The sequence below is a fragment of the Synechococcus sp. CS-1332 genome (assembly GCF_025127995.1).
GTDB lineage: Bacteria > Cyanobacteriota > Cyanobacteriia > PCC-6307 > Cyanobiaceae > Cyanobium.
In genome coordinates this window covers 1-16,269 of sequence record NZ_JAHLYP010000047.1, presented here as the reverse complement: position 1 = coordinate 16,269, position 16,269 = coordinate 1, and the positions used below count along the sequence as shown (strand labels likewise).

Sequence of the window (16,269 nt, the reverse complement as noted above, 5' to 3'; positions counted from 1 at the left end):
GTCGGAAGGTCAACCGCGAAACCTAAACGAGCACCCCCGAGCTCAAGCTGCTCCTGTCACCAGTCGTGGCATGGTCCCGCCTCAGCCCTCGCTGATGGCCGGCCGCTGCAGGCTGCGGGACTCGTCGAGGCTGAACACCACCACGCTCAGGGGGGGCAGGCAGAGCTCGAGCGAGTTCTGGTAGTCGTGGATGGCCCAGGCATCGGTGAAGCGGCCGCCCAGGTTGCCGAGGTTGCTGCCGCCGTAGCGGCTGCTGTCGGTGTTGAACACCTCGGCGTAGAAGCCCTCCAGCGGCACACCCACGCGGTAATGGGAATGGCTCTGGGGCGTGAAGTTGGCCACCACCACCACCCAGCGCCCGCTGCCGCTGTCGCGGCGCATGAAGCTGATCACGGAGTGGCGGTTGTCGTTGCAGTCGATCCACTGGAAGCCGTACTGATCGAAGTCATCGCCCCACAGCGCTGGCTCCGACTTGTAGAAGACGTTGAGGTCGTCGACCAGGTTGAGCAGACCCTTGTGGGCTTCGAAATTCAGCAGTTCCCACTGCAGATCGCCCCAGACGTTCCATTCGGCCCGCTGGCCGAACTCCATGCCCATGAAGATCGTCTTCTTGCCGGGGTGGGTCCACATGTAAGCCAGCAGCGCGCGCACATTGGCGAACTTCTGCCAATCGTCCCCCGGCATCTTGTGGAGCAGGTTGCTCTTGCCGTGCACCACTTCATCGTGGCTCAGGGCCAGCATGAAGTTCTCGGTGAAGGCGTACCAGATCGAGAAGGTGACGTGGTTCTGGTGGAACTGGCGGAACCATGGATCCAGCTCGAAGTAATCGAGCATGTCGTGCATCCAGCCCATGTTCCACTTGAGGTTGAACCCCAGGCCGCCCATGCCGGTGGGCTGCGTCACCATCGGCCAGGTGGTGGATTCCTCGGCGATCGACAGGGCGCCGGGGAAGTGCTGGAACAGCACATGGTTGGCCTGCTGCAGGAAGCGCACCGCTTCGAGATTCTCTCTCCCGCCCTGTTCGTTGGGCAGCCATTCCCCATCGGGGCGCAGGTAGTCGCGGTAGAGCATCGACGCCACCGCATCCACCCGGATGCCATCGATGTGGAACTCCTCGAACCAGTAGATGAGGTTGGCGACGAGGAAGTTGCGCACCTCGTTGCGGCTGTAGTTGAAGATCAGCGTGCCCCACTCCTTGTGCTCGCCGATGCGCGGATCGGCATGCTCGTAGAGGTGGGCGCCATCGAAGAAGGCCAGGCCGTGGCTGTCCTTGGGGAAGTGGCCGGGCACCCAGTCGAGGATCACACCGATCCCCTCGGCATGGCAGCGGTCGACGAAGGCGCGGAACTCGTCCGGGCTGCCGAAGCGGCTGGTGGGGGCGTACCAGCCCGTCACCTGATACCCCCAGGAGCCATCGAAGGGATGCTCGGAGATCGGCATCAGTTCGATGTGGGTGAACCCGCGCTCCTTCACGTAGGGGATCACCTTGTCGGCCAGTTCCGGGTAGGTCATCAGCCGGGCCCCCGGCTTCATGTCGGCGGCGGGCACGGGCGGCCGGGCGCTGCCGTCGGCTTCGATGAAGGGCTGGTCGGCGGCGGCATGCATCCAGCTGCCCAGGTGCATCTCGTACACCGCGATCGGCTGGGGCAGCGGATCACGGCCTTCCCGCTCGGCGACCCACTGGCTGTCGTTCCAGTCGTAGGTGCCCAGCTGGGCCACGATCGAGCCGGTGTTCGGCCGGATCTCATGGCGGAAGCCGTAGGGGTCGGCCTTCTGGTAGCAGTGGCCGTTCTGGGCCCTTACCTCGTACTTGTAGGTTTCGCCGACGCCCAGCCCGGGGATGAACAGTTCCCAGGCGCCCCCGAGTCGCTGCTGCATCGGGTGATGGCGGCCATCCCAGCCGTTGAAATGGCCCAGCAGGGCCACGCTGCGGGCATTGGGCGCCCACAGGCAGAACTGCACCCCGGCGACGCCGTCCCGTTCGACGACATGGGCCCCCATGCGCCGCCAGACGTGGTGGTGGTTGCCCTCGGCGAACAGGTGACGGTCCAGGTCCCCCATCCACTCGTGGCGGAAGGCCCAGGGGTCGTGCTGCTCGTGCTCAATGCCGCCCCGTTGCACGTGCAGGCGATAGCCACAGCCGGGGTCGGTCTCGAGGCGCGTTTCGAAGATCCACCGGTGGTGGGGGTTGGCCATGGCCAGCCGCTCGCCCCCGAGCAGCAGCTCCACCGCATGGGCGTCCGGCATCCAGGCCCGCACCACCCAGCCACCGTCGTCCAGGGGCTGCGGTCCGAGCACGGAGAAGGGATGGTCGTGGCGACAGTCCGCCAGCCGTTGGGCATCATCGACCATCCATTCGAGGCTGGACAGGGCCATGGAAGATGGGGCGGGCATGCGCCGGGAGCTTACGTCGGTGGAAGCGCCTGCTCAGCGCGGTGGTGAGGGAGGCGCCGGATCCGTTGGGAAATCCACGCCGATGATCTGGTTCTGGGAATCCAGCGTGACGAACAGATTGTCGGTGAGGCGGTTGAACTCGGTGTTCACAATCACTAGCCGCATGTCCGGGGTGCTCTCCACCCGGCCGACGCGCTTCACCCGCACGAAATTACCGGTGATGCGCTGCAGGTTGAGCCATTTCTGCTGCAGTTGGGCCTGGGAAATCTGCTCCTGCATCACCGGCGACAGGAAGCTGCTGGCGGAGATGAAGTGACCCGCCGAGAGGGCGCTGATGAAGTCCCGCACCACCTTTTCGGCGGGTTGGTCGGTGACGTTGAAGTGGTACCCGTCGATCCGGCCGTCGGCATCGATCACCATCAGCAGATCGCGCTGGCCGGCGGCGGTGAACAGGGTGGCCTCCACCGTGCTCGAGTCGTAGCCGGGCTGGATGCTGCGGATCTCCCAGCGCAAGAGCTTGGGCTGGGTCTGCATGGTGGCGGCCACCATGCTGGGGCTGCTGACCCGCTGCAGGGCCGGCGAGAACTGGTTGAAGCGCGCCTGGGCATCCCCATTGCGGATCGTGGTCAGGATCCTCTCGGCGGCCGTGCGGGCCTTGGCTTCGCTCAGGGCGGCGCTGGGCTGGCCGGTGCTGGTGGGAATCGGCATGGCCTGGGCCCAGGCCCCACGCGGCGCCAGCACCGCCAGGCTGCTCACGAGCAGCGTCAGGCCGATCAGGGCTCGGCGCGGTTGGGGGCGCGGCATGGGCGACGGGGTTCGAGTCGGCTCAGTTTGCCCGAACCAGGGGTTCCAGGCCCAGCCGGCTGCCTTCGAGCTCCAGCGTCAGGCTGATCGCCCGGTGCCCGGTACTGCTACCCCCCGCCGGCAGGCTGCCGTCACCGGGATTGACGGCAATCAGGGGCCAGGCCGCCGCCGCCACCGACAGCCGCAGCCGCTGCCCAGCCGCCACCAGGGTCGCCAGGGGTTGCAGGGCCAGGCTGCGGAACCCGTCGCCGGCGATGGCCCCGGGGCCGAAGCGGGCCACGCCGGTGCCCAGCTGGCGCACGGATCGGCCATCCGGACTCACTTCGGAAAGGGCGGCGCAGAGATCGAAGCTGGGCTGGTCGGCGCTCACCCGCAGCTGCAGGCGGAAGGTCCCCAGCAGCCAGAGGTCGTGCTCCAACGGGGCGGTGCTGAAGCAGGCCACATCGGCGCGCCGGTCGAGGTCAGCGCGCTCCACCGGTCCGGGCACCAGGCCGAGATGGCCGCCCCGGCCGGGCACCGGCCGCCAGGGGTCGTGCACCAGCACCACGACGCCGCTCCCCGGCGCCCCTCCGGCTGGGGCCCCCGCCGGCCGCAGTTCCCCTTCATCGCAGCGGATCGCCGCCAGGCCATCCGACTGCAGCGACCAGCTGATGGCCGTCGCCTGCGGCTGGTTCAGGCTGTGCCAGGCCCCGGTGGCGCAGCACTGCAGGCGGATGGGGGCCTCGGAGGCTGCAGGCGGGCTGGGGGGAGCAACCGGATCCTGCAGATGGCGCCGGAAGAAGGCCAGCAGCTCGCTGTCGAGTCCACCGTTCCAGTCGAGGTGGCTCCAGGCACCGATCACCAGCCCGGGGCGGCCACCGGCGGCGTGGGCCCGGGCCCAGAGATCCAGAACGCCGTTCAGGTGCGGGTCGTGCCAGCCACCGATCAGCAGCATCGGACGCCGCAGCAGGGCCGGCGCCGCGGTGTGGACCGTCCAGTCCTCCGGGCGGCTGGGATCCTGCCGCAGCCAGCGCAGGCCCATGCCGGCGGGGTCGTGGCGCTCCAGCAAGGCCAGCCCCTCGTCCGTGAACTGACCCTGCTGGAGGCTGCGGCGGATCTCTCGCCAGCCGGCCTCGTCGCCGCGGCGCCGGCAACCCTCCGCTGCCAGTTGCAGGGCCCAGCCCAGCCCCAGGGCCCACCAGTGGGCGCCCCCCTCGCTGGCCCAGTGCAGGCGCTCGTCGAGGCCGCACATGGCCGGGCTCAGGCAGTCCGGCAGGGCTGCGTCGCCGTCGTCACCGCTGTTGAGCAGCTGGCTCAGGCCCTGGTAGGAGAAGCCATAGGTACCCACCCGACCGTTGCTGCCCTCCAGCGCCCTGGCCCAGCGGATCGTGGCGGCCCCATCGGCCGCTTCCTGGGCGAAGCCAGCGAAGCAGCCATCGGACGCACCACGGCCGCGTACGTCCTGCACCACCACCAGGAACCCGTGGCCGGCATACCAGCTGGGATGGGCGTAGGTCACGGTGGACGCGATCGCCCGCCCGTAGGGCTGGCGCATCACCAGGACGGGCCAGGGACCGTCACCGTTGGGGTGCCACACACGGCTCACCAGCCGTGCCCCATCCGCCAGCAGCAGGGTGGCGTCCCGGGCCTGGACCACAGGGATCAGAACACCGTGGAGCAGTGCAGGCCGATCACGTAGGTGGCCAGCACTTCCGCATCCATGGGGCTCAGGCCCCGGCTGCTGGCCAGCCCGGAAATCGACGCCTTGGAGGTGGCCGAGACGCCCTGGGCGTTCAGCTGGCGGAACTGCTGGCAGAGGCTCTGGGCCAGGGCCGGGTTCTGCTTCACCGACTCCAGCAGGGCGGACTGGGCGCGCACCACGGGGGCCGCCACGGCGCTGAGGCAGGTGGCGCAGAGCAGGGCGGTGAGGCTGCGTTGCACGGCGTGGCGAAGGGGGTGGTTCGTGGCTTTAGGGGGAGAAAGGCGGGGTGTTCGGGGCATCACTGCCTCCGTCCGATTTCTCCATTCCAGTCACCCCCGCCTGGGTGGCGCGGGCCCGAGGGTCAGTTCGGGGAGCGACTGGAGGCCTGCCTGGCCCGGCGGATCCAGCTCAGCACCAGGGGCAGATCCACCGCCGGCACGGCGGCCCCGGTGAGCCGGCGCTGCAGCCGGCCCAGCTGCAGCAGCAACTGCTGGGGATCGGCGCCGGCCAGTCCGGCGGGACTGGCGATGCCCCCATGCAGCAACAGGGCCGCTTCCTCCGGGGCCAGCCCCACCGCGCTCACCAGGCGGGCCTGACCCCGCAGGCGGATCAGCTTGGCCTCGCTGGCTTCCCCGGAGGCCGCCAGCTGCCGCAGCTGCCCGTCATCAAGCCCGGCCACGGCCTCCCAGCTCGCGATGCCATCCCGGCGCAGGCGCTGCTGCTCCCGCCGCATGTGGGCCGCTGGCTGGAAGGGGTGAGCCACCAAGGGTCAGACCGCGTCGTCGAGGCTGCTGGTCGCCTCCTCGCGGGTGGTTTCCGCCAGCACGACGGGCCGTGCCAGTCCTGGCTCCACGGCCTCGACCCGCCGCAGCCGCACCCGGACCTGGCCGGCACTGCTGCCACGGCCGCCCCCGCGCAGGTTGCGGGCCACCTGCTCCACCGTGGGGGCCGCCGCTGCGATCTCCAGATCGGCCGATGCGGCGGCAATGACCAGATCGGTGCCGTTGTCGAACACGACGGGCACCTGGACCGCCCCCGGCACGCTCACCCGCGGGTTGTAGCTGATGGCGAAAGCGAGGCAGGAGAGCGAGAGCAGCGCCGTGAAGCTGGTGATCCCCACCAGACGGAAGCGAATCCCCCAGCGGGAGAGGAACCCGGCGATGGTCAGCACCGCCAGGACGCCGCTGGCGGCACCGAGCCAGGTGCCGGCCACGAACAGGATCGGATCAGCGGCCATGGGGCTGGGGAAGGCGTGACAAGCCCCTTATATTGCGGCCGCCATGGACGGCGACCGACCCCGGTGGATGCGTTGGAAGCCTGACAAACAGCCCCTTTTCGTCCGCCGGCGCGCGTGGAAGGGACTGTTTGCCGTTGGGGTGGTGGGGGCGGGCCTGGGTCTCGGGGTCTTCTGGTTCGACCGCATCGTCGCTGGCCTCTACGGCCGTTTCCGGCCCACCCTGGAGCGCCAGATCGGCACGGCCATGGGCCGTCCGATGACCCTGGGCCCCTACCGGGGCCTGAGCGCCGATGGTTTCTGGGTTGGCCCCAGCCGATTTCTGGCCGGCCCCCAGGACGGCTCCACCGTGGTGGTGGAGGGTGTGCGGGTGCGACTCGATCCGCTGGCCAGCCTGTGGCTGCGCGGGCCAGTGCTGGATCTGGGCCTCAAAGGGGCCCGGGCCGACCTGCGTCGCAACGCCAAGGGACAGTTCTGGGTGCTGGGGTCGGTTCCCCCCGGCCGTGAGCCGCCCCGGATCGACCTGCGCCTGGGCCTGCTCCAGCCGGGCGCCTTGCGGATCTGGGGTGCCGGAGCCACGGCCCGGCCCCTCGATCTGGCCCTCTCGGGTCAGGTGGGGCTGCGCCTGCACCGCCGCGAGATCGACCTGGGCCTGCGGTTGGCGCCCCCGGCCGGCAACGGCGGCGGCTCGCTGCTGGTGGACGGCGACGGCCAGTGGCAGAAGCAGCAGTGGCAGGGCCGGCTGACGGCCCGCCGTTTTCCCCTGGCTCCGCTGCGGTCGTTGGTTCCCTCCGGTGACCGCGCCGGGGGGATCCTCGCCGGCGAGGCCAATGGCCGTCTCGGGCTGACCATCAACCAGGGTCTGGCCCGCTGCGACGGCGGCCTGGAGCTGCGGGCCCTGCGCTGGCAACTGCAAACCGGCTCGGTGCCGCTGACGGCGGAGCGGCTGCCCCTGAGCTGCCGGGAGCGGGCCCTGATCCTGCCCGCCAGCCCCTGGCGCTATGGCACCTGGGGCGGCCGGCTGACGGCCAGGGCCGAAGCGGATCGCCGCCTGGATCTCCAGCTCGTCGTCCAGCCGCCGCCGCGCCACCCGCTGGGGCGCCAACCCCTGAACGCCGACCTCAAGGGACGCTGGGAGGCCGGACTGCTGCGCATCGCCCGGCTGGATGGCCGGCTGGGTGCCTCCACGCTCAGGGCCAGCGGCAGCGTCGGCCGTTCGCTGGCCCTGGACGCCCGCTGGCGCCTGGATCCCGACGACGTTCCCGCCGTCAAGCTGCCGGAGTGGTTGCGGCAGCCCCTCGCCGGCCGCCTGCGGGCCGATGGCCGCCTGGCGGCACCACGCCTGCGGCTGGAGACGGGCCAGGCCTCCCAGCGGCTCCTGGGGCCCTGGCAGGCGGCGCTGGTGTGGCGTGATCGCTTGCTGCGGCTGGAGCGCTTTGAGGCTGACCGCCTCAAGGCCACCGGCCAGCTGCCCCTGTCGTTCCAGGCGGGCAAGGGCCTGGTGGCCGGTCCGCTGCTGGCCCGTGTCGATGTCCGGGACTACCCCCTGGCGCGCCTCAATCCCCTGCTCGGCACCACCCTCCAGGGCCAGCTGGATGGGGCGGGCAGCATCGCCGGGCCCCTGGCGGACCTGCGTCCCGACCTGCAGCTGCGCCTGCAGCAGCCCGGGGCGGGTCCCCTGCTGTTGCGGGAAACCTGGAGCGGCAGCCTCAAGGACCGTTCCCTGGATCTGAGGGCGGTGGCGCCGACGCCGCAGGGACGGATCACGGCCCTGCTCGACCGTCGCTGGCAACCGGTGCGGGCCGCCATCGAACGGGACGGCGGCCTGCTGACCCTCGACGGCCGGCCGGCGAGCTACCGCTGGGTGGCGCGTGCCTTCCCGCTGCGGGGCCTGTCGGTGGCCACCGGACCCAACCGCCGCCTGCGCCCCCTGGAGGGGGACCTCAGCGGCCGTGGCCGGCTGGGGCTGCAGCCACTCAGTTTCGACGGCCGGGTGGAGCTGCTCTCGCCCCAGTTCCTCGGGGTGGGGGGACGGCGCATCCAGGCCGATGTGGCCTACGACGACCGCCAGTACCGGGTGAAGGGGCAGATCGAGCCCCTCGGCGAGGGCAGCATCGCCGCCACGGTCTCCGGTCGCTGGAACGGTCCGTTCCGGGCCCGCTTCGAGGCTCGCCAGCTCTCCACCCTGCTGTTCCGGCAGCTCAACGACGCCTGGCCGATCTGGCGCGGGGCGCCGGCTCCGAAGCGCGGACAGGCCAGCGACCTGGGCAGCCTGGTGATCGACACCATGGCCGGCACGGTCACCGACCAGCTGCTGGCCCTGGCCCAGGCCGAGCAACGGGTCGCCGCCAGGGTGCAGGCGGCCAGCCGCGCCAGCCGGGCGGAACGGCTCGAGCGCCTGCAGGCCCGGATCGATGCCGATCTGCTGCTCAGCGGCCCGGACTTCGCCCGCACCAGGGCCAAGCTCAAGGCCACCGGCCACCTCTGGTACAACCAGGGCGACCGGGCCCAGTCCCTGGCCGGCAAGCCGTTCGAGGTGCGCCTGGAGGGACCGCTCAGCAGCGGCAGCGGCAGCTTCAGCCTCGCCGACCTGCCCCTCTCCCTGCTGGCCCTGCTCACCCCGCTGCCGGAGAACCTGCGCGGCAGCCTGGCCGCCCAGGGCCGTTACCGGCTGGGCGGCGCCCGCCCCGAGCTCAGCGTCGACCTGGCGCTGGTCGATGGCCGCCTTGGCGAGCAGGCCCTGGCGCTGGAGCGGGGGCGGGTGGAGCTGAAGGCCGAAGGCATCGGGCTGGATCTGGCCCTGCGGGCCGAGGGGGCGTCCCGCAGCGTCGACCTGTCGGGCACGATCCCGCTGGTGGCGTCCCAGCAGGGGCTGGAACTGCGCCTGGCCACCCGGGGCGATGGCCTGCGCTTCCTCACCCGGCTGGGGGGGCAGGCCTTCGAGTGGCAGGAGGGCGGCGCTGACCTGCAGCTGCTGGTGCGCGGCAGCCTCGACGATCCGATCGCCAACGGCTTCCTGCGGCTGCGGGAGCTCCGCTGCCGCTTCATCGGCCAGGACGTGCGGGAGGTGGAGGCCACGATCCTGTTCGACTTCGAGCAGCTGGTGGTGCAGGAGTTCCGCGCCCGGGTGGGGCCGAAGGGGGTGGTCGGCGGCGAGGGCCGTCTGGGCTTGTTCCGGCCCCTGCCCCAGGACAAGACCCTGGTGATGAAGCTGGCGCAGGTGCCCTTCTCGGTGCCGCGCCTGGTGGCGGTGGGGGATGGGCAGCTGCACCTGAGCGGCAGCCTGGTGGCCCCCGTTCTCGGCGGCGACGTGGCGATCAGCCGCGGCACGATCAACGTCCAGCCGGGCCAGCTGGCGGCCAGTGCACCGGTGTCCGGCCAGCCGGTGCAGCCACGCACCATGCCCGAGCTGCTGGAGGCGAAGTGGAACTTCCAGCAGCCCCTGGTGTTGCTGGGTCCCGATGTGGAGTCCACCACCGCCGAAGCCCTGCGCGCCTCGGTGCCCCGCTTCCCCTACCTGGCCTTCGAGGACCTGACCCTGCGGCTGGGGCCGGATCTGCGGGTGGTGATCCCCAACATCGCCAACTTCACCACCGCCGGCCGCCTGCGCATCAACGGCCGCCTCGATCCCTCCCTGCGGGCCTCCGGTGTGGTGCGGCTGCTGGGGGGACGGCTGAGCCTGTTCACCACCAGCTTCAGCCTCGATCCCGATGCCCCCAACGTGGCGATCTTCACCCCCTCCATGGGGCTGGTGCCCTACCTCGACATCGCCCTGCGCACCCGCATCTCCGACAGCCTCAGCGTGCTCTCCCCGGCCGGGGTGGGGGAGGTGGGCCCGTCGGTGCAGAACGCCCCCAACCAGGCCGGTCTGTCGGCCCTCAACCAGCTCAACCTGATCCTGGTCGTGGTGTCGGTGAGCGGGCCGGCCGACCGCATCGCCGAGAACCTCAAGCTGCGCAGCAGTCCGCCCCTGCCGCAGGAGCGGCTGGTGGCCCTGATCGGCGGCAACTCCCTGGCCGGTCTGAGCGGCGGCGGGGCGGGCGCGGCCCTGGCCACGGTGGTGGGCCAGACCCTGCTGTCGCCGTTGCTGTCGTCCCTCAGCGACGCCTTGGGCCAGCGGGTGAGCCTGGCCCTCTACCCCACCTACGTGAACCAGTCGATCGACGCCCAGCAGGAAGGCACCACCCGGCGGCGGGTGCCGCCCCAGCTGGTGCTGGGCGCCGAGATCGGCGTCGACATCACCAACCGCTTCAGCATGTCGGTGCTGGCGGCCCCGAACCGCTCCGATGTGCCCCCCCAGGTGACGCTCACCTACAAGGCCTCCGACACCTTCAACCTGCAGACCTCCGTCGACACCGAAGGGGCCTGGCAGTCGCTGCTGCAGGTGTTCCTGCGCTTCTGAAGCCGGCGCCCGCCCCGCTGCTTAAGGTGCGCCAATGGCGTCGTCCCCCGCACGACCTCCCGGTGAGGCCCAGCTGCTCGGCATCGATCTGGGGGGCACGGCCATCAAGCTGGCCCGCTGCGATCAACAGGGCAGCGTGCTGGCCGAGGCCGAGGTGCCCACCCCCCAGCCGGCGATGCCGGGGGCGGTGTCGGTAACCCTGGCCGAGGCCGTCGTGGCCATCGACCCTGATCGCCTGGCCGGGCGGGTGGGCATCGGCCTGCCGGGGCCCTGCGATGCGGCGGGACGGGTGGCGCGGATCTCCATCAACCTGCCGGGATGGCGGGATGTGCCCCTGGCCGCCTGGCTCGAAGCCGAGCTGGGGCGGCGGGTGATCCTGGGCAATGACGCCAACTGTGCCCTGCTCGGGGAGGCCTGGCGGGGGGCGGCCCGGGGCGTGGACAACGTGTTGCTGCTCACCCTCGGCACCGGCGTGGGCGGGGCGGTGCTGCTCGGCGGCCAGCTGTTCACCGGCCACGGCGGCGCGGCGGCCGAACCGGGCCTGATCGGTGTGGACCCCGATGGCCCCGAATGCCGCAGCGGCAACCGGGGCTCCCTGGAGCAGTTCTGCAGCATCGGCGGCCTGGCCCGCCTCAGCCCGCTCGATCCGCTCGAGCTCTGCCGCCGTGCCGATGCCGGCGACACCGAAGCCCTGGCGGTGTGGGACGCCTACGGACGCTTGCTCGGGGTGGGGCTCAGCTCGCTGCTCTACGTGCTCACCCCGGAGCTGGTGCTGATCGGCGGTGGCCTCAGCGGCGCCAGCCAGCACTTCCTGCCGGCGGTGTGGCGGGAGGTGGAGCAGCGGGTGCTGGAAGTGAGCCGGGAGGGTCTGGAGATCCGCCGCTGCGAGCTGGGCAACGGCGCCGGCCGGCTGGGGGCGGTGCGGCTGGCGCTGGATCGCTTGGGAGGATGGGAACCATGAGCCAGACCATCACCCCGCCCGCCAGCGTCGTGCCGGAGCCCGACCCCCAGCTGCTGCAGCGGGCCGCGGCGGTGCGCCGGGCCGCCATGGCCCTGGGCCAGTGCGGCGACGCCGAACGCCGTCTTGCGGTGGAGGCGATGGCCGACGCCCTCGACGCGGCCAGCGCCGAGATCCTGGAGGCCAACCGGGCCGACCTGGCCGCCGCGGACGCCGAGGGGCTGGCGCCGGCCCTGGTGGCCCGCCTCAAGCTGGATGGCCCCAAGCTGGCGGGCGCCATTGCCGGCGTGCGCCAGGTGGCCGCCCTGGAGGATCCCGTGGGCCGGCGCCAGCTGCACACGGAGCTGGATCAGGGGCTGGTGCTGGAGCGGCTGAGTGTGCCCCTGGGGGTGCTGGGGGTGATCTTCGAGGCCCGGCCCGATGCGGTGATGCAGATCGCCTCGCTGGCGATCCGCTCCGGCAACGGCGCCCTGCTCAAGGGCGGCCGGGAAGCCAGCCGCAGCTGCCAGGCGATCGTGGCGGCGCTGCAACGGGGCCTGGCCTCCAGCACCGTGGCCCCAGGCGCATTGGAGCTGCTCACCAGCCGCCAGGAGAGCCTGGGGCTGCTGCGGCTCGATGGCCTGGTGGATCTGATCATTCCCCGGGGCTCCAACGCCCTGGTGCGGTTCATCCAGGACAACACCCGCATTCCCGTGCTCGGCCACGCCGACGGCATCTGCCATCTGTACGTGGATCGGGCCGCCGATCCCGCCCTGGCGCTGCGCATCGCCCTCGACAGCAAAACCCAGTACCCGGCGGCCTGCAACGCCATCGAGACCCTGCTGGTGCACCAGGCCATCGCGCCCGCCTTCCTGGCCGCGGCGCTGCCGGCCTTCGCGGCGGCAGGTGTGGAGCTGCGGGGCGATGCCGCCGCCTGCGCCCTGGGGGTGGAGCAGGTGGCCGGGCCCGGCGCCTGGGACACGGAGTATTCGGATCTGATCCTCAATGTGAAGGTGGTGGACGATCTGGAGGCGGCCCTGGAGCATGTGCGCCGCCACGGCTCCCGCCACACCGACGCGATCGCCACCACCGATCCGGCGGCGGCCGATCGCTTCCTGCGGGCGGTGGACAGCGCCGGGGTGTTTCTGAACTGCTCCACCCGCTTCGCCGACGGCAACCGCTACGGATTCGGCGCTGAGGTGGGCATCAGCACCCAGACCCTGCCGCCGCGGGGGCCGGTGGGGCTCGAGGGGCTGGTCACCTACCGCTACCGGCTGCGGGGCGAGGGCCACATCGCCGCCGACTACGCCGACGGGACGCGGAGCTTCAGCCACCGCTCCCTGCCCCTGTGACCGAGGCGATCCATGTGCGCGGCCTGCGGGTGTGGGCCCACGTGGGGGTGTACGAGCAGGAGCGGCTGCACGGCCAGTGGTTTGAGCTGGCCTTCTCCCTAGGGGCGGATCTGGCCGCCACGGCCCGCAGCGACGATCTGAGCCAGGGGTTTGACTACGGCCGCGGCATCGTGGCGCTGCAGGAACAGGCCCGCACGATCCGCTGCCTCACCCTGGAGCACTACAGCGAGCGGATCCTCGATGCCCTGGAAGCTTGCTACGGCCCCATCCCCCTGGCGGTGGAACTCAGCAAGTGCCGCGTGCCGGTACCCGGCTTCGACGGCAACGTGACCGTGAGTCGGCGGCGGCGCTGGGGCTGAGGGGCAAGGTGCCTTCACCAGGATTGCGATTAGCTTGATTTAGCTATCCTGAGAACTGCGCAGCATGGGCCGCTCCGTGGGGCATTGGCGTGGGCCTTTGGAGCTGTTCCTTTTGGCGTTGTCTGTGGTTTTTGGTGCTCCGGCGGCTCGTGCTGAAAATGACATCACCAATCCCTCCCATGCTCACTTCGGTTACACCATGACCATCGCGCAAGTAGAGCGGGCCAAGCCGAAATCTACCGACGTTGAGAACTGGGTGAAGCAAGCGGAAGAGTTGGAGGCGCGGGGTGACAGTAGACGTGCACTTGATTTCCGTTGGAAAATCTTGGCGTGGAGGGATAAGAATCTAGGTCCTGAGCACCCTGAGACGTTCACGAGCCTTGTTCTACTGGCAGTCAGTTACCAGCTTCAGGGAACCTATAGTAAGGCGCTTCCTCTATACCAGCGGGCGCTGGCGATTCGGGAGAAGACGCTGGGACCTGAACATGAGGCTACTGTCGTTAGTCTCAATAATCTGGCGCTTGTTTACGATCGTCTGGGTCGTTATGCAGAAGCTGCATCTCTGTTTAAAAGAATGCTAGCGATCAATGAGAAGACGCTGGGTGCTGAGCATCCAGAAACAGTCTTCTTGCTCGCCAGGCTTGCAGGCCTATTGCAGGTTCAAGGTCGCTACGAGGAAGCTGAAAAGGTATACAAACGCGTGCTTGAAGTCCAAGATAAAGCATTGGGACTCGAGAACTTTAATGCGCTCAACACTGTGAGCTCTCTTGCGAGTGTTTACGGCAGACTGGCTCGGTATGCCGAAGCTGAGCCTCTATACAAGCGCAGACTCGCGAATCAAGAAAAAACATTAGGTCCGGATCACCCTGAAACAGCATTCACGCTCGCCAGCCTAGCCGCAAACTTCAGGAGCCAGGCCCGCTATTCGGAAGCTGAGCAGCTTCAAAGGCGAGTGAACTCAATCATCAATAAAGAACATGATCCCAAGAATCTCTATTCTCCGACCAGCCTCTTCAACCTCGCTCAGCTCTATTACCAGTATGGCCGTCATGGAGAGGCTGAGCGCCTCTTCGTTCGTGCACTGGCTATCAATGAGGCTCAGTTTGCAGGGGTCGAAGGCCCTGAGCAGCCCATCACGGTTTCTATCCTTATCGGCCTCGCGAATGTCTTTGTCGACCAAGGTCGCTACGGGGAAGCCGAGCTTATCTACAAACGCGTGCTGGCGAATTCCGAGAAGACGTTCGGAATGGAGCATCCAGACACGGCCCTTAGTCTCAATAACCTGGCATCTCTTTACCAAAGACAGGCCCGATACAGTGAGTCCTTTCCTCTCTTTTCAAGAATCCTGGAGATTAATCGAAAAAGTTTAGGACGAGCGCACCCCGACACGGCAATTAGCCTCAATAGTTTGGCATTGATTTTTTTCAAGTGGGGTAACTATGCACAGGCAGAGCGTCTCTTCAAAGTGGCGCTGGACATTCGTGAGAAGTCGTTGGGCCCTGAAAACTTTGCCACGGGAGCCAGCCTCAACAACCTGGCATTGCTGTATGCGAATCAGGGCCGCAATGACGAGTCCGAGTCTCTCTATCAACGCGCACTGGCGATTAGTGAGAAGGCCTATGGTCCTGAGCATCCAAGCACAATTGTTACTCTCAACAACCTGGCGTTGCTACACCTGCAGCAGAAGGACTACCCCTCAGCCCGTGCCCTTCTGAGCCGGGTGTCGCGAACTCAGGCGAACTGGCTGGTGAGGGAGCTGCCGCTGCAGCCGCGGGAGCTGCGGGCGGGTCTGCTGGCGGAGCAGAGCGATGCGCCGGCGACGATTTTTGCACTGCTGGATCAGGACCCCGGTGCCAGGGAGCTGGCGCTGCAGACGCGGCTGAACCGCCAGGGGCTGCTGGCGGAGATCGAGCAGCGGCAACAGCGGCTGGCGGGGAGTGGGCCGCAGACGCGTGAACTGGCGGAGCGGATCGCTGGGATCGATCGGCAGCTGGCGTCGGTGAGCCTGCCGGCGGAGCGGCGGCCGGAGCTGCAGCAGCAGCGTCTGCAACTGGAGGGTGATCTGTACCGTGCGCTGCCGAGCCTGCGGATCGAGGCGGTGAGCACGGCGCAGGTGGCGGCGGCGCTGCCGCGGCAGGGTGCGCTGGTGGAGTTCCAGCGGTACCGGCCCTGGCAGGTGGCTGGAGGTGGGAAGGGGTCGTGGGGGAAGCCGCGGTACGTGGCGCTGGTGCTGCACGCCGATGGCCGCAGCGCCTCGGTGCCGCTGGGCGAGGCGGCGGGAATCGATGCGGCGGTGGCCAAGGCCCATGGGGCGACGGCGAAGAACGAGGTGGACCCGAGGCCGCTGTGGGCGGAGGTGAGCCGGCTGTTGCTGGATCCGATGCAACCGCAACTGACAGGCGTGACGGACCTGTTCCTGTCGCCGGATGGGGAGCTGCACCGGATTCCGTTTGCGGTGCTCCCCTCCGGGAAGGATCGGCAGCGGCTGCTGAGTGAGGCGGTACGGCTGCGGGTGGTGACGACGGGGCGTGATCTGGTGCGGTTGCAGCAGCCCCCGAAGGCGGGTGGTGCGCCGGTGGTGATGGCCAACCCGGCCTATGGAGCGGCCGCAGCATCGAAAGGAGGAAAGGCAAGTGGGCAGCAGCGCTCGAGCGCGTTGCGGGGAGGGCTGCGTTGGGATCCGCTGCCGGCGACGAAGGCGGAGGCGACGCAGGTGGCGGGCCTGCTGGGAGCGGGAGCACCGATCGTGGCGGAGCAGGCCACGGCGGCGCGGGCGCTGCAGCAGAAGGGACCGTTGATCTTCCACATCGCGACCCATGGCTTCTTCTTTCCCGCCCCGGAGCCTGTGGAGCGAAAAGACGGATCGTCCGTGCCGGGTCTGGGTGTGGCGGAGGACCCGCTGCTGCGTAGCGGGCTGGTGCTGAGCGGAGCGAATGCTCCAGAGCGGAACCCAGCCGATGACGGGTATCTGACGGCAGCGGAGGCGACGGGAATGGATCTGGAGGGAACCGAACTGGTGGTGCTGTCGGCGTGCGAGACGGGCCTGGGTGATGTGCGCAGCGGGGAAGGTGTTTATGGGCTGCAGCGGGCATTCACGGTGGCGGGG

At 69.4% G+C, this 16,269-nt stretch carries 11 protein-coding genes; 5 read left to right on the top strand and 6 right to left on the bottom strand.

The genetic code is table 11. The annotated features are described in order from the left end of the window. Positions 1-81: 81 nt before the first annotated feature. The 6 genes from glgB to KQ305_RS11255 form a co-directional block, all read right to left on the bottom strand. Entirely contained in the window at positions 82-2,376 is a 2,295-nt protein-coding gene (gene glgB, locus KQ305_RS11280; RefSeq protein WP_259725503.1) for a 1,4-alpha-glucan branching protein GlgB, read from the bottom strand. 51 nt (positions 2,377-2,427) lie between these two features. Continuing rightward, positions 2,428-3,198: a DUF3887 domain-containing protein gene (locus KQ305_RS11275; RefSeq protein WP_259725502.1), complete on the bottom strand. Its 771-nt coding sequence runs from the start codon at positions 3,196-3,198 to the stop codon at positions 2,428-2,430. A 22-nt stretch (positions 3,199-3,220) separates the two neighbouring features. Continuing rightward, positions 3,221-4,834 (bottom strand): CocE/NonD family hydrolase, encoded by a 1,614-nt coding sequence (locus KQ305_RS11270; RefSeq protein ID WP_259725501.1) that lies wholly within the window; start codon positions 4,832-4,834, stop codon positions 3,221-3,223. A 5-nt stretch (positions 4,835-4,839) separates the two neighbouring features. Then, complete coding sequence (locus KQ305_RS11265; RefSeq protein WP_259725500.1) at positions 4,840-5,118, bottom strand: hypothetical protein; 279 nt, start codon at positions 5,116-5,118, stop codon at positions 4,840-4,842. Positions 5,119-5,240: 122 nt separating this feature from the next. Beyond that, positions 5,241-5,642, bottom strand: a complete 402-nt coding sequence (locus KQ305_RS11260) for a DUF4332 domain-containing protein (protein ID WP_259725499.1) — start codon at positions 5,640-5,642, stop codon at positions 5,241-5,243. Between the two features lie 6 nt (positions 5,643-5,648). Further along, positions 5,649-6,116 carry a Ycf51 family protein gene (locus KQ305_RS11255; RefSeq protein ID WP_259725498.1) on the bottom strand — a complete coding sequence of 156 codons (468 nt, stop codon included), beginning with the start codon at positions 6,114-6,116 and terminating at the stop codon, positions 5,649-5,651. Positions 6,117-6,183: 67 nt separating this feature from the next. On the opposite strand from KQ305_RS11255, the gene KQ305_RS15370 reads away from it, so the two are divergent. From KQ305_RS15370 to KQ305_RS11225, 5 genes are all read left to right on the top strand, one after another. Beyond that, positions 6,184-10,515 carry a translocation/assembly module TamB domain-containing protein gene (locus KQ305_RS15370; protein WP_311134349.1) on the top strand — a complete coding sequence of 1,444 codons (4,332 nt, stop codon included), beginning with the start codon at positions 6,184-6,186 and terminating at the stop codon, positions 10,513-10,515. A gap of 34 nt (positions 10,516-10,549) precedes the next feature. Then, positions 10,550-11,476, top strand: a complete 927-nt coding sequence (locus KQ305_RS11240; RefSeq protein ID WP_259725497.1) for an ROK family protein — start codon at positions 10,550-10,552, stop codon at positions 11,474-11,476. Beyond that, complete coding sequence (locus KQ305_RS11235) at positions 11,473-12,804, top strand: glutamate-5-semialdehyde dehydrogenase (protein WP_259725496.1); 1,332 nt, start codon at positions 11,473-11,475, stop codon at positions 12,802-12,804. Before KQ305_RS11240 ends, KQ305_RS11235 begins: the two co-directional genes overlap by 4 nt. Continuing rightward, the gene (locus KQ305_RS11230; RefSeq protein ID WP_259725495.1) at positions 12,801-13,163 is read left to right on the top strand and encodes a dihydroneopterin aldolase; all 363 of its coding nucleotides are present in this window, start codon (positions 12,801-12,803) and stop codon (positions 13,161-13,163) included. Before KQ305_RS11235 ends, KQ305_RS11230 begins: the two co-directional genes overlap by 4 nt. Positions 13,164-13,227: 64 nt before the next feature. After that, a partial coding sequence (locus KQ305_RS11225; protein ID WP_259725494.1) for a tetratricopeptide repeat protein occupies positions 13,228-16,269 on the top strand: 3,042 nt, incomplete at its 3' end.

Bases quoted from the DNA above. Each gene is read 5' to 3' on its own strand.
- KQ305_RS11275 (WP_259725502.1), bottom strand. From the start codon at position 3,198: ATGCCGCGCCCCCAACCGCGCCGAGCCCTGATCGGCCTGACGCTGCTC.
- KQ305_RS11240 (WP_259725497.1), top strand. From the start codon at position 10,550: ATGGCGTCGTCCCCCGCACGACCTCCCGGTGAGGCCCAGCTGCTCGGC.
- glgB (WP_259725503.1), bottom strand. From the start codon at position 2,376: ATGGCCCTGTCCAGCCTCGAATGGATGGTCGATGATGCCCAACGGCTG.
- KQ305_RS15370 (WP_311134349.1), top strand. From the start codon at position 6,184: ATGCGTTGGAAGCCTGACAAACAGCCCCTTTTCGTCCGCCGGCGCGCG.
- KQ305_RS11235 (WP_259725496.1), top strand. From the start codon at position 11,473: ATGAGCCAGACCATCACCCCGCCCGCCAGCGTCGTGCCGGAGCCCGAC.
- KQ305_RS11255 (WP_259725498.1), bottom strand. From the start codon at position 6,116: ATGGCCGCTGATCCGATCCTGTTCGTGGCCGGCACCTGGCTCGGTGCC.